Here is a 20,158-nt window from a genome sequence, read left to right on the forward strand (position 1 = left end):
GTGGCGGCGTCCGCGAGGGCGAAATCCGCGGAATTTTGCTTTGGCGCAGGTCAGGCGCGTCGTACGGCGACCGGTTCGACCACGCCGAAGCCCCGGACCGGGCGTGCCGGGAGCGGCCGGGACTCGATCTTGTCGGCCGGCAGGAGGTCGGCCGTGGCGTGGTCGACGATGATCCGGTTGCGCCGGGCGACCTGGGTCAGCCGGGCGGCCAGGTTGACCGGTGGCCCGAAGACGTCGCCGAGCCGGAGCACCACGCCGCCGGTGGCCAGGCCGACCCGGACGTCGGGCATCCGCGGGTCGCGGCCGATCACGTTGATGATCCCCTCGGCGGTCGCGAACGCGGCCATGGGGTCGTCGTTCACGAAGAGGACGGCGTCGCCCATGCTCTTGATCAGCCGGCCGCCGTCGCGGGCGATGACGTCGCCGCAGCGGGACTCGAACACCTCGACGAGCTCGCCGATCCGCTCCCGGGAGACCTCGTTGGACAGCGCGGTGAAGCCGACGATGTCGGCGAACCCGACGCTGAGGTCGGTGGTGTGCGGGTCGTCGTCGAGCGCGCGGACCGACTCCATGCGGGCGATCGCGGCGTCGAGGTGCCGGCGCCAGGCATAGACCAGCAGGCCCTCGAAGCGCTCCCCCAGCCGGCCGAGCACCCAGGCGGCGTCGCCGCCCTCGCGCTCCGCGGTCGCCTCGTCGACGTGCTGGACCAGCTCGCCGACCTCCCAGTCGGCGAGGCGGGCCATGGTGATGCCGACGCCGCGGGTGACGTTGAGCGCGACGTCCAGGTCGATCACGCCCTCGCCGAGGATGTCGACCATCAGCCGCATCGCCTCGACGTCGGCGCGGGTGTAGGCCCGCTCGTCCCCGTGCTCGGCGAACCCGAGCGTGCGGAACAGCCGGCGTGCCTGGTCGAGCGGGATGCCCGCCCGCTCGGCGACGTCCGCCGCGGTGAGCTCGGGCTCCTCGCCCCGCGTGGCCCTCTCGGGACCTTCCTCAGACACCTTCGTCCCGCCGGGCGTCCGGGCGGGCGTGGAGGTCGTGGAGCAGCTCGTTGAGCTGGCGCTGGGTGGCCTCGACGTGCGGGATGTCGTTGAGCCGGACCGTGCCGAAGGTCGACGCGTCGGCGATGATCAGGCTGCCGCAGCCGAACGGGCGGTCGATCAGGTTGATCTCGATCGAGATGTCGCTGACCCGGGCCAGGGGGATGTCGTGGCCGCGGCGGGTGACGATGCCGTTGCGCGTGATGAGGCGGCGGTCGGTGAACGCGTGCACGGTGGTCAGCCAGACGAGGAACGGCCGGACCGTGAACCAGAGGATGCCGAGGATCGCCAGCACCCACACGATGAGCGTGAGCACGCGCTGGAAGCCCTCGTTGTCGAGCTTGACCTGGGCGACGACGGCGATCGCGAGGAACACGACCAGCGCCAGGATCGGCACGAAGAGCGCCTTGGGGTGCTGGCGCGTGCTGATGATCAGGCGCTCGCCCGGGTTGAGCAGCTTCTTGGAGATGGCCACGAGGGGATCATCCCACCAAATGCCCGTCGCGCAGGCGGAAGCCCGCTACGCGTCGGTAGCGTCCGTCGCCCGGACGTGGATCACGTCGCCCGCGCCCACCCGCTCGGCGCCGCCGGCCGTCTCGACGACCAGGCGGCCGTCGTCGTCGATGTCGGTCGCCTTGCCGAGCAGCTCGCCGCCGCCGGGCAGCTCGACCCGGACCTGGCGCCCCAGCGTCGCGCAGTGCGAGCGGTACGACATCGCCAGGCGCGCCGTGCCCTGCTCGCCGCCGGCCTGCCACATGTCATAGCCCTCGCGGAGGGCGGCGACGACCGCGAGCAGCACCTGGGTGCGGTCGGGCGCGCCGGGACCGGAGATCGCCAGGCTGGTCGCGGTCGGGATCGGCAGCTCCTCGGCAGTGGTGGCCACGTTGATGCCCACCCCGACGATCGCGGCGGGGCCGGTCGGGGTCTCGACCCGCTCGACCAGGATCCCGGAGACCTTGCGGTCGCCGTCGAGCAGCACGTCGTTGGGCCACTTCACCCGGGCGTCGTACCCGAGGGAGGTGAGCGCCTTGGCCACGTTGTGGCCCACCAGCAGCGGCAGCCACGGCCAGGACGCCGGGGGCACGCTGGGGCGCAGCACGAGCGAGAACGTCACCGCGGTGCCGGGTGGCGTCTGCCACACCCGGTCGAGCCGGCCCCGGCCGGCGACCTGGTGGTCGGCGACGACGACGAGGCCCTCGTGCGCACCCGCACGGGCCCGCTCGGCGGCCACCTCGTTGGTCGAGGGCGCCTCGGGCAGCAGCTCGAAGGAGAGGTCGGGGGTCAGCGCCGACACCTCGGCGAGCCGGGCGGCGTCGAGGGGTCCACGGACTGGGGGCTGGGTCGGGCCGAGAGTCACGGGCACTACCCTGTCGCAGCAGACGCCCTGAGGAAACCCCGGGGTGGCAGGAGTTCCAGGAGGCCACGTGACCGCCCAGCCGCAGTCGGCAGACGACCAGCAGATCGACATCCACACCACGGCCGGCAAGCTCGCCGACCTGGAGCGTCGTACTGACGAGGCCGTGCACGCTCCCGCCGCCCAGGCACAGGAGAAGCAGCACGCCAAGGGTCGCAAGACCGCCCGCGAGCGGATCGAGCTGCTCTTCGACGAGGGCTCGTTCGTCGAGCTCGACGAGTTCGCCCGGCACCGCTCGACCGCCTTCGGCCTGGAGAAGACCCGCCCCTACGGCGACGGCGTCATCACCGGCTACGGCACCGTCGACGGCCGCCAGGTCTGCGTGTTCTCCCAGGACTTCACCGTCTTCGGCGGCTCGCTGGGCGAGGTCTACGGCGAGAAGATCACCAAGGTCATGGACCTGGCGATCAAGTCCGGCTGCCCCATCATCGGCATCAACGAGGGCGCCGGCGCCCGCATCCAGGAGGGCGTGGTCTCGCTCGGCCTCTACGGCGAGATCTTCAAGCGCAACGTGCACGCCTCGGGCGTCATCCCGCAGATCTCGCTCATCATGGGCAACTGCGCCGGCGGCCACGTCTACTCCCCCGCGGTCACCGACTTCACGATCATGGTCGACCAGACCTCGGCGATGTTCATCACCGGTCCCGACGTGATCAAGACCGTCACCGGCGAGGACGTCACGATGGAGGAGCTCGGCGGCGCCCGGGCCCACAACACCAAGTCCGGCAACGCGCACTACATGGCCTCCGACGAGGACGACGCCATCGAGTACGTCAAGGGCCTGCTGTCGTTCCTGCCCCAGAACAACCTCGACGAGGCGCCGTCGTACGACGAGCCGGCGGACCTGGAGCCCAACGAGGGCGACCTCGCGCTCGACACGCTGATCCCGGACTCCCCGAACCAGCCGTACGACATGCACGACGTGATCGCCACGATCGTCGACGACGCCGACTTCCTCGAGGTCCAGGCGCTCTTCGCGCCCAACATCATCACCGGCTACGGCCGCGTCGAGGGCCGCCCCGTCGGCATCGTCGCCAACCAGCCGATGCAGTTCGCCGGCACCCTCGACATCGACGCCTCCGAGAAGGCCGCCCGCTTCGTGCGGTTCTGCGACGCCTTCAACATCCCGGTGCTGACCTTCGTCGACGTCCCCGGCTTCCTGCCCGGTGTCGACCAGGAGCACCTCGGCATCATCCGCCGCGGCGCCAAGCTGATCTACGCCTACGCCGAGGCCACCGTCCCGCTGGTCACGATCATCACCCGCAAGGCCTACGGCGGCGCCTACGACGTCATGGGCTCCAAGCACCTCGGCGCCGACATCAACCTGTCGTGGCCCACCGGCCAGATCGCCGTCATGGGTGCCCAGGGCGCGGCCAATATCGTCCACCGCCGCACCCTGGCCGAGGTCGAGAAGGCCGGCGGCGACGTCGAGGCCAAGCGCGCCGAGCTGATCGACGAGTACGAGACCACCCTCGCCAACCCCTACATCGCGGCCGAGCGCGGCTACATCGACGGCGTGATCATGCCGCGCGAGACCCGCGCCGAGGTGGTCAAGGCCCTGCGCCTGCTCCGCACCAAGCGCGAGACCCTGCCGCCCAAGAAGCACGGGAACATCCCGCTGTGACCGGCGAGCCCGCCGCCCCCGAGGCGGCCGCACCGGAGGCGGCCCCGCTGCTGCGGATCGTCACCCCCGACACCACGCCCGAGGAGGTCGCCGCCATCGTCGCGGTGCTCTCCTCGCTCGGCGGCGCCGCCCCGGCGCCCGAGCCGCCCCGCTCGGAGTGGGCCAACCCGGCCCGCGGCGCCCGGATCGCCCCCGGCACCACGCTCGCCCACGGGCGCGGTGCCTGGCGGGCCAGCGGACTGCCGCGCTGACATGAACCGGCTCATCGGCGCCGCGGCCACCTTCTACGGTGGCCTCGGCGCCGTTGCGCTGCTTCGGCCCGAGACGATCCCCGCCACCTTCGGCGGCACCGCCACCACCCCGGACTCGCGCACCGAGGTCCGCGCCGTCTACGGCGGACTGCCGCTCGCGATCGCCGCGGCGCTCGTCGTCCGGCCGGAGACGGCGGGGACGATGGGCGTGCTCACCGCCGGGATGGCGGCGGGCCGGGCGGCGTCGGCACTGGCCGAGCGTCGTACGACGGCGGTGACGCCGGTGTTCGTCGCGGTCGAGGCCGTGGTCGCGGCGGCGCTGTTCGCCGGCGCGCGGCGCCTCGCTACTCCTCGGTGACGCCGGCCCGGCGCTCGCGCAGGCGCGTCCGGGACGGCCGCTCGTCCCGCCGGCGGCGGGTCGGTGCTGAACGTGCGGCTGACGGCGACCGGCGACGATGCGCTTCATGCTCGGGTCCTGCACTTCCTAGGGGAGACGACGACCTGCCCCACCCTTCGAAGCGCTGTCACAGCGTGTCAAAGGTGGGGCAGGTCTGGTGCGCAAAACGCCGGTTCGGCGCTCGCTCGGGGCTCAGCCGAAGAACACCCGCAGGTCCACGACGACGTCCTGCGGCACCTCCATCGCCGCGAAGTGGCCCCCGCGCGGGAACCGCGACCAGTGGTCGATGTTGGTGTTGTCGCGCTCGGCCAGCGACCGGATGGTCTGGAAGTCGTCCTTGAAGACCGCGACGCCGAGACGTCCGGTGCTGACCACGGGCTCGGCGCCGGAGTGCTGCTCCTCGTAGTGGTAGCGGGCCGCGGAGCCGTAGGTGTTGGTCAGCCAGTACAGCGTGGCCTGGGCGAGGACCTGCTCGGGCGTGACCAGGCTGGTGCCGTTGCCGAAGCTCTCGAAGAGCTCGCTGTAGGCGAGCACCGCGACCGGCGAGTCGGCGAGGCCGGCCGCGACGGTCTGGGGGCGGGTGCCGTTCATGGCGTTGTAGCCGCCGACCGACTGGAACCACTGCATGTGCTCGAGGGCGGCGTACTCCTCGGGGCCGAAGCCCTCGAACTCGGCCGGGTCGCCGCTGGGGAACGAGAAGAGGTGGAGCACGTGGGCGCCGCGGAAGCCCTCGGGGTTCGCGACGGCGAGCTCGCGGCCCACCATGGCGCCGCCGTCGCTGCCGTGGATGCCGTAGGAGTCGTAGCCCAGGCGCCGCATCAGCACGTCGTACGCCGCACCGACGCGCTTCATCGTCCAGCCGGTCTCGACGACCGGGGTGGACCAGCCGAAGCCCGGCATCGAGGGGATGACGAGGTGGAAGGCCTGGTCGGCGGTGCCGCCGTGGGCCTCGGGGTCGACCAGCGGGTCGATCATGTCGAGGAAGTCGAGCTGCGATCCGGGGTAGGTGTGGGCGAGCAGGAGCGGGGTGGCGTCCTCGTGCTTCGAGCGGACGTGGAGGAAGTGGATCCGCTGGCCGTCGACCTCGGTGACGAAGCCGTCGTAGGCGTTGAGGCGGGCCTCGACCGCGCGCCAGTCGAAGTCCTTCCAGCGGGCGACCATGTCGCGCAGGTAGGACTCGGGGGTGCCGTACTCCCACGAGTCGCCGGGGGCGGCCGGGGCGAAGCGGGTGCGGTCGAGACGGCTGCGGAGGTCGTCGAGGTCGGTCTGCGGGATGTCGATGACGAAGGGCGTGATCTGGTTCATGGCAGTGACGTTAGGAGCCAATGCGGAACGGTTCGTTCCTGTTAAATCACCGGTGTGAAGAAAACTTCCGGACGGGTCCTGGAGCTGCTCGGACTGCTCCAGAACCGCGTCGAGTGGACCGCCCCCGAGCTCGCCGAGCGGCTCGGTGTCACCGAGCGGACCGTGCGCAACGACATCGCCCGGCTCCGCGAGCTCGGCTACCCGGTCAACAGCCTGCGCGGGCGGGCCGGCCACTACCGGCTGGGGGACGGCGCCCGGTTGCCCCCGCTGCTCCTGGACGACGAGGAGGCGGTCGCCGTCGCCGTCGGGCTGCGCACGGTCACCGGCGTCGCGGGCTTCGAGGACAGCGGCGCCCGGGCGCTGACCAAGCTCGAGCACGTGCTGCCCGACCGGCTGCGCCGCCAGCTCGCGTCCCTGCGCGACGCCACCGAGGCCGGACCGGTCAACACCGACTCCAACGTCGAGGACCCCGAGGTCGCGCCCGGGGTGCTCACCGAGATCGCCGCCGCGATCCGCGACCACCGGGGGCTGCGGGCGTTCTACCGCGACGACGAGCGGATCGAGGTCGAGCCCTACCGGCTGGTGGCGTGGCAGCGGCGCTGGTTCGTGGTGGGCCGCTCCCCCGAGACCGGCGCGTGGGCGCCGTACCGGGTCGACTGGATGACGCTGCGCCTGCCCGGAGGCCGCTCCTTCACCCCGGCCGAGCTGCCCGGCGACCTCACCGAGCTCGTCGTCCGCGAGGTCGCCCGCACCGGCTGGGCCGTGCACGCCCGCCTCGTCATCGACGCGCCCGCCGAGGAGGTCCTGGCCCGGATCAACCCCGCCGTCGGCGTCGTCGAGTCGCGTCCCGACGGCCGCTCGGTGCTCGTCACCGGCGGCGACAGCCTCGAGATCGTCGCGGTGTGGATCGGCATGCTCGGCCTCGACTTCAGCGTCGAGTCGCCCGCCGCGCTGGTCGGGCACCTGCAGGTCCTGGCCGAGCGGTACGCACGCGCGATCGACCCGACCGGGGCGACCGACCCGACCGGGGCGTGAGTCAGGCCGAGAGCTCGAGGACGCGCAGGTCGTCGAACTTGCGGAAGTCGCGGTCGAAGGTGACCACCGTGCCGCCGTACGTCGCCGCGCAGGCGGCGATGTAGGCATCGGTGATGAGGTCGGCGCGCGCCCCCGCGCCGTCGCTCAGCCGGGTGAACTCCTCGATGGTGCGCGGGTGACCCGACCAGGTGACGTACTTGGAGTGGGCCATCACGGCCGCCGCGAACTCCCACGCCTGGCGGAAGGACGACGGCTCGGCGAACACCCGCGGGTTCGTGACCATGCGCGCGAAGCCGACCCAGACCAGGTCGGGCACGGTGAACGTCTTGCCGGCCGTGACCGTTGCCTGCCACCACTGCGTCGCCACGGCGTGCAACGGGTGGTCACCGCGGTAGAGCGGGATCACGACGTTGGCGTCAAGGACGAACATGGCCCCGCATCGACGCCGCCAGCGCGGCGTCCTCCTGGGCGTGCATCGCCCCGTAGAGCGAGGCGTTGCTGGTCGGATCGATGCCCGGCACGAGTCCGGTGCCGCCGCGGAAGACCGGCAGGGAGACCTCGACGGCGTCCTCGACCACGTCGTCGGGGACCAGCAGGTAGCGCTGCAGCGCCACCTCGAACACGTCGCCGAGGGTCATGCCCTGCTCGACGGCGCGCGCCTTGACGGTCTCGAGGAGACCGTCGTGGATGTTGACGGTGGTGCGCACGTGATGACCCTATCATCACCTGCGGCGCATCACCTGCATCACCTTCTCGCCCACCGGATGACCGCTGTCGGACCGTCCGCCTAGGCTCACCCCATGACGCGACGCGTGGATGCCCGCACCGACCAGTACGTCGAGGACCTCGCCGCCCTCGACCCCATCACCGCGACCTTCGCCGGCATCGCCGGCCACGACGGCGAGCTGCCCGACCTCTCCCCCGACGGCTTCGCCGCGACCGAGGAGCTGCACCGCCGCGCCCTGACCGACGTCGCCGCCCTCGAGACGGCCGACGCACGCGAGCAGGTCGCCAAGGACGCCTTCCTCGAGCGGGTCGGGCTGAGCGTCGAGCGGGCCGACGCCGGCGTCGAGCGCAGCGAGTTCTCGGTGATCAGCAGCGCGCTCCACGCGGTGCGCGAGGTGTTCGACCTGATGCCGACCGAGACCGACGAGCAGTGGGAGGCGATCGGCCGGCGGCTGGCCGCCGTGCCCGCCGCGCTCGCCGGCTACCGCACCACGTTGAGCGAGGAGGCGGCCGCGGGGCGGGTCTCCGCGAAGCGCCAGTACGCCGAGGTGGCCGGCCAGGTGCGCGGCTGGACCGGCCAGGAGGGCGCGGCCGGCGACTACTTCCGGCGCACCGTGGCCGAGGCGCCCGAGCCGCTGCGCGCCCGGCTGAGCGCGGCCGCGGGCGAGGCCTCGGCGGCGTACGCCGAGTTCGGCCGCTACATCGAGACCGACCTGCTCCCCCAGGGCCGCGACGTCGACGGCGTCGGCCGCGAGCAGTACCAGCTCGCCTCCCGCTACTTCCTCGGCGCGACCGTCGACCTCGAGGAGACCTACCGCTGGGGCTGGGAGGAGCTCGCCCGGATCGAGGAGGACATGGCCGCCACCGCCCGGCGGATCGTGCCCGGTGGCTCGGTGGCCGACGCCGTGGCCGCCCTCGACGCCGACCCGGCGCGCGACTGCGGCAGCCGCGAGGCCTTCCAGGCGTGGATGCAGGAGCGCTCCGACACGATCCTCGCCGACTTCGACGGCCTGCACTTCGACATCGCCGAGCCGATCCGCACCCTGCAGTGCAAGGTCGCGCCGGTCAACGACGGCGGTGCCTGGTACACGCCGCCCTCCGAGGACTTCTCGCGCCCCGGCACGATGTGGTTCTCGTTCACCGACGAGAACGTGCGCTTCTCGACCTGGCGCGAGACCACGACCGTCTTCCACGAGGGCGTTCCCGGTCACCACCTCCAGTGCGCCCAGGTGGTCCACCGCGCCGACCTGCTCAACCGCTGGCAGCGGCTGCTGTGCTGGGTCAGCGGCCACGGCGAGGGCTGGGCGCTCTACTCCGAGCGGCTGATGGACGAGCTCGGCTACTTCGCCGACCCGGGCGAGCGGCTGGGCTTCCTCGACATGCAGGGCTTCCGGGCCGCGCGGGTGGTCGTCGACATCGGCGTCCACCTCGGGCTCACCGTGCCGGCCGACAACCCGTTCGGCTGGCGCCCCGGCGAGACCTGGAACGCCGACCTGGCCTACGAGTTCATGCGCGCCCACTCGCGGATGGACGACGGCTCGCTGCGCTTCGAGGTCAACCGCTACCTCGGCTGGCCGGGGCAGGCGCCGTCGTACAAGGTGGGCGAGCGGATCTGGCTCGACGCCCGCGCGGCCGCTCAGGCCCGGCACGGGGCGGCGTTCGACCTCAAGGCGTTCCACACCGCGGCCCTCGACCTCGGCTCGCTCGGCCTCGACCCGCTGCAGGCCGCGCTGGCCCGGCTCTGACCCGGCGCTGGTCCCGGTGCTCCGTCTCGACGCCGCCCAGGCCCGGCGGATCGCGGTCCGGGCGCAGCTGCTCGACGAGCGGCGCGCCCGGTCCGTCGCGGAGGTCGTCGACGAGCTCACCCTGCTCCAGGTCGACCCGACGGCGGCGGTCGCGCCGAGCGTCGACCTGGTGCTGTGGTCCCGGCTCGGCGCGGAGTACACCCACTCCGACCTGACCTTCGCGCTCGAGACGGAGCGCTCGCTGGTCGAGCACTCCTCGTTCGTGCGCCCGATGGACGACATCGGCCTGGTGCTGGCGACCGCGCCGCGCGAGCTGCATCCGACCGCGCACGCGTGGCTGGCCGCCAACGGGGACTTCCGGGCCGACGTGCTCGCCCGGCTCGACGCCGACGGCGCGCAGACCGCGGCCGAGCTGCCCGACACCTGCCAGGTGCCGTGGGCGTCGAGCGGCTGGAACAACGACAAGAACGTCAACCGCCTGCTCGAGGTGCTCACTCGCCTCGGCGACGTCGCCGTCACCGGACGACGCGGCAAGCTGCGGGTCTACGACCTGGCCGAGCGGGTCTATCCCGGCGACCTCGACGTCCCGCCGTACGACGACGCGCGGGCCGCGCTCGACCGCCGCGAGCTCGCCGCGCTCGGCCTGGCCCGCACCGGCCCCGGCACCCCCGTCACCGTCGCGGGCACCGACGGCGAGTGGCGCGCCGACCCCGACGCGCTCGCCGGTGCCGACGCGCCCTTCCCGGGACGCTGCGCGTTCCTCTCGCCGTTCGACCGCCTGGTCCACGACCGGGAGCGGGCGCTCGACCTGCTCGGCTTCGACTACGTCCTGGAGATGTACAAGCCCGCGGCCCGGCGCCGGTGGGGCTACTTCGCGCTGCCCGTGCTCCACGGCGACCGGCTGGTCGGCAAGCTCGATGCCAAGGCCGACCGCAAGGCCGGCGTGCTCCGGGTCCACGCCGTCCACGAGGACGGCGTCTGGGAGCCCGAGGTCGGCGACGCGGTCGAGGCCGAGCTGACCGCGCTCGCCGACTGGCTCGGGCTGGCGCTGGTCAGGAGCTGACCGGCTCCCCCTGCGCCGCGGCGTACTCGGCGTAGGTGGGGTAGATCGGGGTGAACGCGCTCGGCGCCCCCAACCACCCGCGGTACGACGCCGGGCTGCTGCCGTCGACGTCGGTCACGCCGTAGGCCTCACCCAGCTCGCTGCTGTAGAAGCAGCCGCCGGTGCGCTCGGCACGCTGCTCGTCGTCGGCGATCGCGGCGATGATCCGGCCCAGGTACTCGGGGGTCTCGGCGCTCGGGAAGACGCCGCCGTCGAAGTTCGCGCCGGCCGCGATGTGCGCCTGGACCCGCTCGGTGAGCAGCAGGCCGGGCCAGATGCTGAGCGCGGTGACGCCGTGCGGCCGCAGCTCCTGGGCCATGTCGTAGACCATCTTGTCCGAGCCGGCCTTGCCCGCGCCGTACGGCGGGGTGTGCACGCCGGGGACGTGGGTGCGCGCACCCGGCGAGGAGATGTGCACGATCAGGCCCTCGCGCTGGGCGACCATCAGCCGCGCCGCGTGGTGGGCCGCGACGTAGTGCGAGCGCAGGCCGACGTCGAGCAGGCGCAGCTCGGACTCCAGGGGCATCTCCCAGAAGCCGCGCTCCCCCGGCGGCTCGGACGGCAGCGCGATCGCGTTGTTGACCAGGACGTCGAGGCGGCCGTGGTCGCGCTCGATCCGGGCGAACAGCTCGGCCACCTGGGCGTCGTCGGCGTGGTCGCAGACGACCGGGACTCCGGTGCCGCCGCGCTCGTCGATCTCGGCCGCGGTGGCCGCGATCGTGCCGCCGAAGCCGTCGGCGTCGCCGCCCTCGCTCGTGGTGCGGCCGGTGACGTAGACCGTCGCGCCCGGGGCCAGGCCGTGCGCGATGCCGCGGCCCGCGCCCCGGGAGGCGCCGGTGACCAGGACGACGCGGTCGGATCGGAGTGCCATCGAGGAGTCCTCTCGTTCGTTCGGGCTCCGAACGCTGGCCGAGCCGGCGCGGCCGGGTCCGTGCTCCTCCCGCAGGACGGGAGCGCAGCGGCAGCGGCCCGCCACGGTCTCAGCGGCCTCAGCGGCCTCCGGCGTACTGCTCGGCGAGGTAGGTGATGCTCGCGCCCGAGGCGGGGTCGGTCACCACGACCTGGCGCTCGACGGCGGTCCAGTCGACGTCGAGGTCCGCGCCGGCCGCAGAGGCCAGGAACGGGTAGGCCGCGCTGAACCGGTAGTCGAGCGGCTTCCCGTCGTGCACCGGCGCGATCTCGAGGTAGGTCCGCTCGGAGTGCACCGGCGTCGCCGGGTAGCGGCTGACCACGACGCAGTAGCCCTGCAGCCCGGACGCCGTCGGGTCGGTCGCGCAGTCGCGCCACAGCTCGTCGCGGCCCCAGCCGTCGACCAGCTTGAGCCCGGCCCAGGCCACGACCACGAGCAGCAGGACGGCGCACGCCGTCACCGCCGCGCTCAGCGCGGCCACCCGGGTGGTGCTGCGGCTGGTCGTGGTGGTCATGGACCCACCCTGCCCCGCTCAGCGGGTGGCGAACCGCGTCCAGTGCCGGCCGTCGTCCACGGTGCGCCAGGCCTCGCCCGGGGCGCCGCCGACCCAGACCGCGGCCCCGGAACCGGGACCGGCACCGGTCTCGACCCGCAGCGGCGACACCTCCGGTACGCCGACCACCCGCGGCCGGTCCCCGCGGACCCGGTCCAGCCGTCCCCCGGCCACCCGCCACGTCCCGCTCCGCGGCCCCACGCTGGCCAGCACCCGCACCTCGCCGTCGGCGCCCGTCCAGCCGCCGGTGGTCGTCACGTGGCCGTCGCGCCGGCTGCGGCCGGGGACCGGGGCGATCGGCGTCCGGGTCCAGGGACCGCCGCGCGCCGGGGCGCGCCAGAGCGCGACGAACGGGAACAGCGTGGCGCCGTCGCTGCCCTCCAGCACGACGTGGGGCTGCCCGCTCGCGGTGGGCACGCGCCGCGCGAGGAAGGTCGGGCTCGGCCCGCGACCGAGGCGGGAGCGGCGCCAGGTGGCCCCGCCGTCCTCCGACCAGTGGTAGGTCGTACGGCCGGCGAACGCGAGCCCCGCGATCCGGTCCGTCCCCGCGCCGCTCACCTCGTGCAGCCCCCGGGGCGCGGGCACCGGGTGCGCCCGCCCGTCCGCGGCCACCCCGACGAGCCGCAGCCGCCCGGGCTCGCCCCGGCTCAGCAGCGCCTCACCGGCGCCCAGCGGTGCGGGCGGACCGGCGACGCGGACGGTCCGGTCCGCGCCGGGCGCCGCCCCGACCACCCGGAACCGGGTGGCGTCCCACCCCTCGCGCAGGGCGTAGCGGCCCGCACCGAGGGCGGCGACCTCGGTACCGGCGGGCACCTCGAGGAGGCGCCGGGTCGCGAACCCGTCGTCGCTCAGCGCGAGCACCCACGCGCCGTCGTCCGTACGGCTCTGCCACACGCTCACCCGGCGCTCGACGGCGCCGGGCGTCACGACGAGCGCCAGGAGGCTGGCCTCCGGTCCGTCGACGTCGAACGCCGCCTCAGCAGGGCGCGACGGCGTCGGGGCGGGCGACGCGGGCCGCTCCGCGGTGCAGCCGGCCGCGAGCAGCACCAGGGCGACCAGCAGGACGAGCGGGGAGCGAGCAGCCATATCCCTACGACTCGCGACGCCCGCCGCCGGTTGTCCGGCTCCCCTCAGCCCCTCAGTCCAGCGAGCGAGCCCAGGTCCAGGCGTACTCCGGGTCCTCGACCGCCAGCCCGCCCTCACCGAGGTCGAGCGGCGCGAAGGTGTCGACCATGACGGCCGACTCCTCGAAGTACTCCGCCCCCAGGGACGCTTCGATCGCCTGCGGCTGCGGGCCGTGCGCGTGACCGCCCGGGTGCAGCGAGATCGAGCCGAGGCCGATGCCCGAGCCCTTGCGTGCCTCGTAGTCGCCGGCGACGTAGAACATGACCTCGTCGGAGTCGACGTTCGAGTGGTAGTACGGCACCGGCACGGCCAGCGGGTGGTAGTCGACCTTGCGCGGCAGGAAGTTGCAGATCACGAAGTTGTGGCCCTCGAACACCTGGTGCACCGGCGGCGGCTGGTGGATCTTGCCGGTGATCGGCATGTAGTCGTCGATACTGAAGGTGTAGGGGTAGAGACAGCCGTCCCAGCCGACCACGTCGAACGGGTGGGTGGCGTAGGTGTAGCGGGTGCCGACGACCTGGCCGCCGACCCGGTGCTTGACGAGGACCTCGACCTCGGCGCCCTCCTCGAGGTGGACACCGGTCGGTCCGTGCAGGTCGCGCTCGCAGAAGGGCGCGTGCTCCAGCAGCTGGCCGTAGCGCGAGAGGTAGCGCTTGGGCGGGGCGATGTGGCTGTTGGCCTCGATGGCGTAGAGCTGGGACGGCTCGGCGGGGACCCAGCGGTGGGTGGTCGCGCGCGGGATGACGACATAGTCGCCGGCCCGGTAGGCCAGCACGCCGAAGACGGTCTCGACCGTGCCGGAGCCGGACTCGACGTAGACGCACTCGTCGCCGATGGCGTTGCGGTAGAGCGGCGTGCGGCTCTCGGGGCCGCCGGTGGTGACGTAGGAGATCCGTACGTCGGCGTTGCCGAGCACGAGGCGGCGGTCGGTGACCGCGTCGGTGCCGGTGGTCAGGTCGTGCAGGCGCAGGTGCCGCGGCTTGAGCGGGTGGTTGGGCACCCGGGTCTGGTCGGGCAGCTCCCAGACCTCGGCGCTGCTGATCGCCGACGGGACGCCGCGGTGGTAGAGCAGCGAGGAGTCGGACGAGAAGCCCTCCTCGCCCATGAGCTCCTCGTAGTAGAGCCTCCCGTCGGGGTCGCGGAACTGCGTGTGCCGCTTCTGCGGGACCTCGCCGACCTGCCGGTAGTACGCCATGGTCACCCTCCACCTCACCGCGTGCCCGATATCCGAACACTGCTTGTTCTCATTCCGAACGGTAGCCGCTACAGTGAGGGCGTGTCCATCCCCGTGTCCTTCCAGCACCTCGTCGACGACGCCGCGATCTTCCCGCCGGGACTGGCCCCGCTCCCCGCGGCCGTGACGGCGCACCGCGCCCTCGCCGCGACGGCGTACGCCGGCCTGGTCGGCCCGCTGGTCGTCGACACCGCACGGCTCGACGACCTCGCCGCACTGGACACCGCGGGCATCGAGGTCAGCGTCGTGGTCCCCACGCCGGCCGAGGTCGCGGGGGTGGCGGCGCGGTCCGACGCCGCGGGCGTGCGGCTGGTGGGCCTGGAGGTCAAGCTCGGCGGGCCTGGGAGGTCCGCCGAGCAGGTCGCCGCGATCGCCGCGGCCCGCCCGGCCGGCATCACGACGTACGTCGAGGTGCCCCGGCCGACGAGCCCCGACTGGCCCGCGGTGCTCGACGCCGTCGCCGCCCACGGCCTGCGGCTCAAGCTCCGCACCGGCGGCACCGAGGCCGCGGCCTTCCCCACCGAGGACGAGGTCGCCGCCTGGATCGGCGCTGCCGTCGCCCGCGCCCTGCCCTTCAAGTGCACCGCCGGGCTCCACAACGCCGTGCGGCACACCGGCGCCACGACCGGCTTCGAGCACCACGGCTACCTCAACATCCTGCTCGCGACCGCCCGCGCGGCCGGCGGCGCCGACACCGCGACACTGGTCGCCACGCTCGGCGAGCGCGACGCGACGACGCTGGCCGCCGCCGTCCGGGCCACGCCCGGGCTCGCCGCGGCGCGCGCCACCTTCACCTCCTACGGCTCGTGCAGCGTCATCGAGCCCTACGACGACATGGTCGCCCTCGACCTGCTCGCCTGACCATCCCTACCCCGAGGAGCACTCCATGACCGACACGCAGCCGCAGACCTGGGTCGACGGCGCCGCCGGCAGCCTCTACGACGTCGACAACCTGCCCTACGCCGTCGTCACCGACGCCGCCGGGACGACGCCCGCCCGGGTCGGCGTCCGGATCGGCGAGCAGGTCCTCGACCTCGGCGCCGCGGCCCGCGCCCTGCGCGCGGAGTGGACCCCGCTCCTCGACGTCGACCGGCTCAACCCGCTCCTCGCGGCGGGGGCGACGACCTGGGCCGAGGTCCGGGCCTGGGTGCTCGACCTGCTGACCGACCCGGGCCGGCGCGAGCAGGCCCAGGCCTGGCTGCTGCCGCTCGCCGAGGTCACGTGCCGGCTGCCCTTCGAGGTCGCCGACTACGTCGACTACTACGCCTCCGAGCACCACGCGAGCAACGTCGGCCGGATCCTGCGGCCCGACAGCGACCCGCTCTTCCCCAACTGGAAGCACCTCCCCGTCGGCTACCACGGCCGAGCCGGGTCGATCGTCGTCTCCGGCACGCCCGTCCGCCGCCCGTCCGGCCAGCGCAAGGCGCCCACCGAGGACGTGCCGACCTACGGCCCGAGCCGGCGCCTCGACATCGAGGCCGAGCTCGGCTTCGTCGTCGGCCGCTCCGTCCCGCTCGGCGAGCGGGTCCCGACGAGCGCGTACGCCGAGACCGTCTTCGGCGTCACCGGCGTCAACGACTGGTCGGCGCGCGACATCCAGGCCTGGGAGTACGTCCCGCTCGGCCCCAACCTGGCCAAGTCCTTCGCCACCTCGATCGGTGCCTGGATCACGCCCCTGGCCGCGCTCGACGCCGCGCGCGTGCCGCTGCCCGGCCAGGACGACGTACCGGTGCTGCCCTACCTGCGCGAGGAAGGACCCTCGGGCTACGACATCGACGTCGAGGTCGAGCTCAACGGCACCGTCGTGGCGCGGCCGCCGTACCGGTCGATGTACTGGTCCCCGGCCCAGATGCTCGCCCACCTCACCGTCAACGGCGCCGCGCTGCGGGTCGGCGACTTCTACGCCTCCGGCACCATCAGCGGCCCCGAGAAGGACCAGCGCGGCTCGTTCCTCGAGCTCTCGTGGGGCGGCCAGGAGCCGTTCGTCGCGGGCGGCGCCGAGCGCACCTTCCTCGAGGACGGCGACGAGGTCGTCCTGCGCTACACCGCGCCCGGTGCCCGTGGCCGGATCGGCCTCGGCGAGGTCCGTGGCAAGATCCTGCCGACCAGCTGAGCCCCAGGCCGAGGAGGAACGGGTGTCGGATTCCGGTTCACAGACCCTCGAGCGCGGGCTCGCGGTGCTGCTCGAGCTCGGCCGGCACCCGGAGGGGCTGACCGTTGCCGAGGCGGCGGCCGCGTGCGGGCTGCACCGCTCGATCACCTACCGGCTGCTCGTCTCGCTGCACCGCACCGGCTTCGCGGCGCGCGACGACGAGGGCCGGTTCACGGTCGGGCCGACCGCCACCGACCTCGCCGACCACAGCCGCCCACGGCTGCGCGACGTCGCCGATCCGGTCCTGCACCGGCTCGCGCTCGAGATCGACGCGACCGCCAGCCTGGTCGAGGTGGTCGGCGACTCCGCCGTCACCACCGTGGTCGCCGAGCCGCCCACCGACGGCCCGCGCTTCTCCTACCGCCTCGGCAACCGCGACCCGCTCGACCGCGGCGCCGGCGGCCTGGCCGCGCTCGCCTCGGGCCCGGCCCGGCCCGGCGAGCCCGCCCGGGTCGCCGAGGTCCGCGCCGCGGGCCTGGTCACCACCTCCGCCGAGCTCAACCCCGGCGCCCACGGCATCGCCGCTCCCCTGCCCGGCTGGCAGGTGCTCGCCGCGGTCAACGTGGTGACCGCGCGGCCCGAGCTGCTCACCACCGCGGTCGAGCCGATCCGCCGCGCGGTGCGCGACATCAGCGCCGCGCTGGGCTGAGCCGCCCGGAGGCGTGATCGCCGTTTTGCGAACGGGCTCGGCGCTGCGCTGGACCTCGGCCGTCGCTCACCTCATCGTGAAGCGCAGGAGCCCGGAGCGCGCCAGAGCGCTCATCGCCGGGTCCGGAGGAGGAAGCAGACCATGCTCTCCGTTCGCCGCCGCGCCGGAGCGGTCATCCTCGTCGCCCCCCTTCTCGGGCAAATGCTGGTCAGTGCCCCGGCGTCGGCCGCCCACCGGCCATGGCCCGACCGCGTTCGCGCACCGGACCGGCTGACGCACACCTTCTGCTTCTCGACGACGAATCCGATGGGGCCGGCCGCAAGATCGCGAGCGAGGTACGCGATGGACGACGCTGACGGCCTGATGGCACAGACCGTCGTAGATACCGACGAGATCGAAGCCGGGTGCGGCGACGCGACCGACATCCTGTTCCGCCAGGTGAACATGGGCTGGGGGACGGCCGGCGATGCCCGGTGCCTGGCCGTCAACGACATCGGCCGGTGCGATCAGTGGCGGGTCCGCATCAACGTCGAGGCGATCAACGTGGCCGCGACGAATCCCGGCTACCAGATCCGCAAGACCATCTGCCACGAGGTCGGCCACACCGTAGGCCTGTGGCACTACGGCGCCGGGGATCCCTACACCGGGCCCGCCGACCGAAACGGCGCCGACAACTGCATGAAGAGCGGCCTGGCCGACGGCGGCCAGGCGTGGACACGATCCTACGGACCGCACGACGCGTCCGCGATCAACACCAACTGGTGAGTGAGGTCGAGATGACGAAGCGGACCGCGGGCCTGGCACTCGCCCTCGCACTGGCCGTGGCCGGATGCAGCGACGCCGACCCGGGCGGCGCGGCCTCCGACGACGCATCGCTCACCGATGACGTCCCCCGCGGGACCGACGGCTCCGGCGACTTCTTCTCGGAGGCGACACCGGTCGACGTCGCGAAGAAGGCCGAGTACGTGGTCGAGGGCGTGGTCGACGACTTCGCTGACGGGCATACCGAGGTGGTCACCGACGAGCAGGGCAGGCGCGAGACGGATCGCTTCGTCGTGATCCGGATCAAGGTCACGAGCGTGTTGAAGGGCGCGCCGTCGTCCTTCTCCTCGGGCTTCGCCTATGCGACCAGGTCCCGCGGCGTCCAGACGTACGACGCGGCGGGTGCCCTCGTGCCCGGCCGCGACCTGGCGATCCCACCCGAGGCGTTCGAGCGGGACCTCCCACGCGGGGCCACCATCGTCGTCATGGCGGCGCCCGCGTCAGCCCACGGCGGCGTGGTGCAAGACGCGCGGGCCGGGGTGCCTGAGCGGTCCGCACCGATCCTCGACGTCGAGAACCCGCAGTCGATCCTGATCGACAGCGGCGTGGAGAGCGGGCTGCACGGGTGGCAGGGCGTTCCCGGTCTCACCTTCTCCTCCGCACGAGCGGACGTCCGCGCGCTGCTCGCGGGGTCGACCGACGAGTGAGTCTCGCCGGGCCCGGGGGCCCGGCGAGACTCATGGGAGGCGAGGAAGCCTCAGACGGTCTCGGTCACCGCCGCCGGCGTGCCCTTGGCCGGCTTGACCCAGATCAGCAGCACGATCGCCAGCGCCATGCAGGCGGCCGGGAAGATCATGCTGAAGATGACGTCGTCGGCCGCGGCGGTCTTGCCGATCACGAACGGGCCGAAGAAGCCGCCCGCGGCCGCGATCGCGTTGATCGTGGCCAGGCCGACCGCGGTCTGCGAGCGGGTGAGCGCCTCGGAGGCGAGCGCCCAGAACGGGCCGAGGTAGGAGAACACGCCGATCGCGAGCAGGCACAGGCCGACCATGCCGAGGGTGGGCGTCTCCTTGAAGACCATCGTCACGACCAGGCCGAGGACGGCGACGGCGAGGGTGGTCATCACGATCGGCTTGCGGTTGCCGAGCAGGTCGGAGTAGCGCGCGACCAGCAGCATGGCCACGGCACCGCAGATGTAGGGGATCGCGCCGACGAGGCCGATGTTGGTCGAGGAGTAGCCCGGGTTGAGCTGGGCGACGATCTGGGGCAGGAAGAACGTCATGCCGTAGAGGCCGACCGCGTAGAGCAGGTTGATGAAGGCCAGGTAGAGGATCTTGGGATTCTTGACGGCGTCGAGCGAGATCTCCATGTGCTCGTCGTCCTCGGCGTCGTACTCCTTGCTGATCTCGCCCTCGAGCCAGTCCGCCTCGTCCTTGGTGAGCCAGCGCGCCTTGTTGGGCCGGTCGGCGAGGTAGAGCAGCACCCACACGCCGAGCAGCACGGGCGGCAGGCCCTGGAGGATGAAGACCCACTGCCAGCCGGCCAGCCCGAACCAGTCGACGTGGTCGAGGATGACGCCGGCGGTGGCGCTGCCGATGAGGAGCGCGACCGGCTGGGCCAGCGAGAAGCCGGCGATGCCGCGGCTGCGGTCCTGCGAGCGGAACCAGAAGGTCATGTAGAGCAGCAGCCCCGGGAACAGGCCCGCCTCGGCGACACCGAGCGCGATCCGCGCGATGTAGAGCTGGGTCGTGTTCTGCACGAAGCCGGTGAGCATCGTGATGATGCCCCAGGAGATCGCGATCCGGGCCAGCCAGATCCGGGCACCGACCTTCTTCATGATGATGTTGCTGGGCACCTCGAGCACCGTGTAGGCCACGAAGAAGATGGCCGCGATGGTGCCGTACGTCGCCAGGCTGATGCCGAGGTCCGTCGACATCTGGAGCTGGGCGTAGCCGATCGACGCCCGGTCCATGTAGTTGAACATGTAGAGCAGGAAGGCAGCGGGCAGCACGGAGCGCTGCACCTTGCGCAGGACGGTCTCGCCGTGCACGGCCGTGCCGGGGCGGGCCGCGGGGATGCTGGTGGACATAGGGGACTCCAGGGATCCAGTGGTTGGGATTTTACTGCTGCCGAG

The 20,158-nt window shown here is 73.0% G+C and carries 22 protein-coding genes; 11 read left to right on the plus strand and 11 right to left on the minus strand.

Translation table 11 applies throughout. The features are described 5' to 3' along the window. Nucleotides 1-50 precede the first annotated feature (50 nt). Genes M0M48_RS16935 through M0M48_RS16945 form a run of 3 tightly spaced genes read right to left on the minus strand, consistent with a single transcriptional unit; the run spans nucleotide 51 to nucleotide 2,397 of the window. The gene (locus tag M0M48_RS16935; RefSeq protein WP_215814780.1) at nucleotides 51-1,001 is read right to left on the minus strand and encodes an adenylate/guanylate cyclase domain-containing protein; all 951 of its coding nucleotides are present in this window, start codon (nucleotides 999-1,001) and stop codon (nucleotides 51-53) included. After that, the gene (locus M0M48_RS16940; protein ID WP_215814779.1) at nucleotides 994-1,515 is read right to left on the minus strand and encodes a PH domain-containing protein; all 522 of its coding nucleotides are present in this window, start codon (nucleotides 1,513-1,515) and stop codon (nucleotides 994-996) included. Before M0M48_RS16940 ends, M0M48_RS16935 begins: the two co-directional genes overlap by 8 nt. Nucleotides 1,516-1,560: 45 nt before the next feature. Next, complete coding sequence (locus tag M0M48_RS16945; RefSeq protein WP_257752033.1) at nucleotides 1,561-2,397, minus strand: biotin--[acetyl-CoA-carboxylase] ligase; 837 nt, start codon at nucleotides 2,395-2,397, stop codon at nucleotides 1,561-1,563. Between the two features lie 67 nt (nucleotides 2,398-2,464). On the opposite strand from M0M48_RS16945, the gene M0M48_RS16950 reads away from it, so the two are divergent. The 3 genes from M0M48_RS16950 to M0M48_RS16960 are packed head-to-tail and all read left to right on the plus strand — an operon-like array spanning nucleotide 2,465 to nucleotide 4,687. After that, nucleotides 2,465-4,078 (plus strand): acyl-CoA carboxylase subunit beta, encoded by a 1,614-nt coding sequence (locus M0M48_RS16950; RefSeq protein WP_215814777.1) that lies wholly within the window; start codon nucleotides 2,465-2,467, stop codon nucleotides 4,076-4,078. Continuing rightward, nucleotides 4,075-4,329, plus strand: a complete 255-nt coding sequence (locus tag M0M48_RS16955) for an acyl-CoA carboxylase subunit epsilon (RefSeq protein WP_215814776.1) — start codon at nucleotides 4,075-4,077, stop codon at nucleotides 4,327-4,329. The genes M0M48_RS16950 and M0M48_RS16955 overlap by 4 nt, the downstream gene beginning before the upstream one ends. Before the next feature lies 1 nt (nucleotide 4,330). Further along, the gene (locus tag M0M48_RS16960; RefSeq protein WP_215814775.1) at nucleotides 4,331-4,687 is read left to right on the plus strand and encodes a DUF4345 family protein; all 357 of its coding nucleotides are present in this window, start codon (nucleotides 4,331-4,333) and stop codon (nucleotides 4,685-4,687) included. 231 nt (nucleotides 4,688-4,918) lie between these two features. Here the strand turns inward: M0M48_RS16960 and M0M48_RS16965 are convergent, their stop codons facing one another. Further along, nucleotides 4,919-6,031, minus strand: coding sequence for an epoxide hydrolase family protein (locus M0M48_RS16965; RefSeq protein ID WP_257752034.1), 1,113 nt, complete (start codon nucleotides 6,029-6,031; stop codon nucleotides 4,919-4,921). Nucleotides 6,032-6,085: 54 nt separating this feature from the next. Between M0M48_RS16965 and M0M48_RS16970 the strand changes: the two genes are divergently transcribed. Beyond that, nucleotides 6,086-7,066: a helix-turn-helix transcriptional regulator gene (locus M0M48_RS16970; RefSeq protein WP_257752035.1), complete on the plus strand. Its 981-nt coding sequence runs from the start codon at nucleotides 6,086-6,088 to the stop codon at nucleotides 7,064-7,066. 1 nt (nucleotide 7,067) lies between these two features. Here M0M48_RS16970 and M0M48_RS16975 read toward each other — a convergent pair whose 3' ends face one another. Beyond that, entirely contained in the window at nucleotides 7,068-7,496 is a 429-nt protein-coding gene (locus M0M48_RS16975) for a TA system VapC family ribonuclease toxin (protein ID WP_257752036.1), read from the minus strand. Further along, nucleotides 7,483-7,773: a CopG family transcriptional regulator gene (locus M0M48_RS16980; RefSeq protein WP_257752037.1), complete on the minus strand. Its 291-nt coding sequence runs from the start codon at nucleotides 7,771-7,773 to the stop codon at nucleotides 7,483-7,485. Before M0M48_RS16980 ends, M0M48_RS16975 begins: the two co-directional genes overlap by 14 nt. Nucleotides 7,774-7,866: 93 nt before the next feature. On the opposite strand from M0M48_RS16980, the gene M0M48_RS16985 reads away from it, so the two are divergent. Together M0M48_RS16985 and M0M48_RS16990 are read left to right on the plus strand one after the other, a co-directional pair. Further along, on the plus strand, nucleotides 7,867-9,537 hold the full coding sequence (locus M0M48_RS16985) for a DUF885 domain-containing protein (RefSeq protein ID WP_257752038.1): 1,671 nt from the start codon (nucleotides 7,867-7,869) through the stop codon (nucleotides 9,535-9,537). A 16-nt stretch (nucleotides 9,538-9,553) separates the two neighbouring features. Next, on the plus strand, nucleotides 9,554-10,600 hold the full coding sequence (locus M0M48_RS16990) for a DNA glycosylase AlkZ-like family protein (protein ID WP_257752039.1): 1,047 nt from the start codon (nucleotides 9,554-9,556) through the stop codon (nucleotides 10,598-10,600). On the opposite strand, the gene M0M48_RS16995 is transcribed toward M0M48_RS16990, so the two are convergent. The 4 genes from M0M48_RS16995 to M0M48_RS17010 all read right to left on the minus strand — a co-directional run bounded on the left by M0M48_RS16995 (nucleotide 10,590) and on the right by M0M48_RS17010 (nucleotide 14,422). Further along, nucleotides 10,590-11,510 carry an SDR family NAD(P)-dependent oxidoreductase gene (locus M0M48_RS16995; RefSeq protein WP_257752040.1) on the minus strand — a complete coding sequence of 307 codons (921 nt, stop codon included), beginning with the start codon at nucleotides 11,508-11,510 and terminating at the stop codon, nucleotides 10,590-10,592. The two genes, M0M48_RS16990 and M0M48_RS16995, sit on opposite strands and share 11 nt — an antisense overlap. A gap of 118 nt (nucleotides 11,511-11,628) precedes the next feature. Then, nucleotides 11,629-12,063 carry a hypothetical protein gene (locus tag M0M48_RS17000; RefSeq protein WP_257752041.1) on the minus strand — a complete coding sequence of 145 codons (435 nt, stop codon included), beginning with the start codon at nucleotides 12,061-12,063 and terminating at the stop codon, nucleotides 11,629-11,631. Between the two features lie 18 nt (nucleotides 12,064-12,081). Further along, nucleotides 12,082-13,188 carry a hypothetical protein gene (locus tag M0M48_RS17005; RefSeq protein WP_257752042.1) on the minus strand — a complete coding sequence of 369 codons (1,107 nt, stop codon included), beginning with the start codon at nucleotides 13,186-13,188 and terminating at the stop codon, nucleotides 12,082-12,084. Between the two features lie 52 nt (nucleotides 13,189-13,240). Continuing rightward, a complete protein-coding gene (locus M0M48_RS17010; protein ID WP_257752043.1) occupies nucleotides 13,241-14,422 on the minus strand; it encodes a homogentisate 1,2-dioxygenase in 1,182 nt (393 codons plus the stop codon). 81 nt (nucleotides 14,423-14,503) lie between these two features. On the opposite strand from M0M48_RS17010, the gene M0M48_RS17015 reads away from it, so the two are divergent. The 5 genes from M0M48_RS17015 to M0M48_RS17035 all read left to right on the plus strand — a co-directional run bounded on the left by M0M48_RS17015 (nucleotide 14,504) and on the right by M0M48_RS17035 (nucleotide 18,731). Beyond that, on the plus strand, nucleotides 14,504-15,322 hold the full coding sequence (locus M0M48_RS17015) for a hypothetical protein (protein ID WP_257752044.1): 819 nt from the start codon (nucleotides 14,504-14,506) through the stop codon (nucleotides 15,320-15,322). Between the two features lie 25 nt (nucleotides 15,323-15,347). Then, a complete protein-coding gene (fahA, locus tag M0M48_RS17020) occupies nucleotides 15,348-16,574 on the plus strand; it encodes a fumarylacetoacetase (RefSeq protein WP_257752045.1) in 1,227 nt (408 codons plus the stop codon). A gap of 22 nt (nucleotides 16,575-16,596) precedes the next feature. Continuing rightward, nucleotides 16,597-17,262, plus strand: coding sequence for an IclR family transcriptional regulator (locus M0M48_RS17025; RefSeq protein ID WP_215814756.1), 666 nt, complete (start codon nucleotides 16,597-16,599; stop codon nucleotides 17,260-17,262). Nucleotides 17,263-17,403: 141 nt separating this feature from the next. After that, entirely contained in the window at nucleotides 17,404-18,027 is a 624-nt protein-coding gene (locus tag M0M48_RS17030) for a hypothetical protein (protein WP_257752046.1), read from the plus strand. Between the two features lie 11 nt (nucleotides 18,028-18,038). Further along, nucleotides 18,039-18,731, plus strand: a complete 693-nt coding sequence (locus M0M48_RS17035; RefSeq protein WP_215814754.1) for a hypothetical protein — start codon at nucleotides 18,039-18,041, stop codon at nucleotides 18,729-18,731. 50 nt (nucleotides 18,732-18,781) lie between these two features. Here the strand turns inward: M0M48_RS17035 and M0M48_RS17040 are convergent, their stop codons facing one another. Beyond that, nucleotides 18,782-20,113 (minus strand): MFS transporter, encoded by a 1,332-nt coding sequence (locus tag M0M48_RS17040; RefSeq protein ID WP_215814753.1) that lies wholly within the window; start codon nucleotides 20,111-20,113, stop codon nucleotides 18,782-18,784. Nucleotides 20,114-20,158 lie beyond the last annotated feature (45 nt).

The sequence above is a fragment of the Pimelobacter simplex genome, from assembly GCF_024662235.1.
Classification (GTDB): Bacteria; Actinomycetota; Actinomycetes; order Propionibacteriales; family Nocardioidaceae; genus Nocardioides.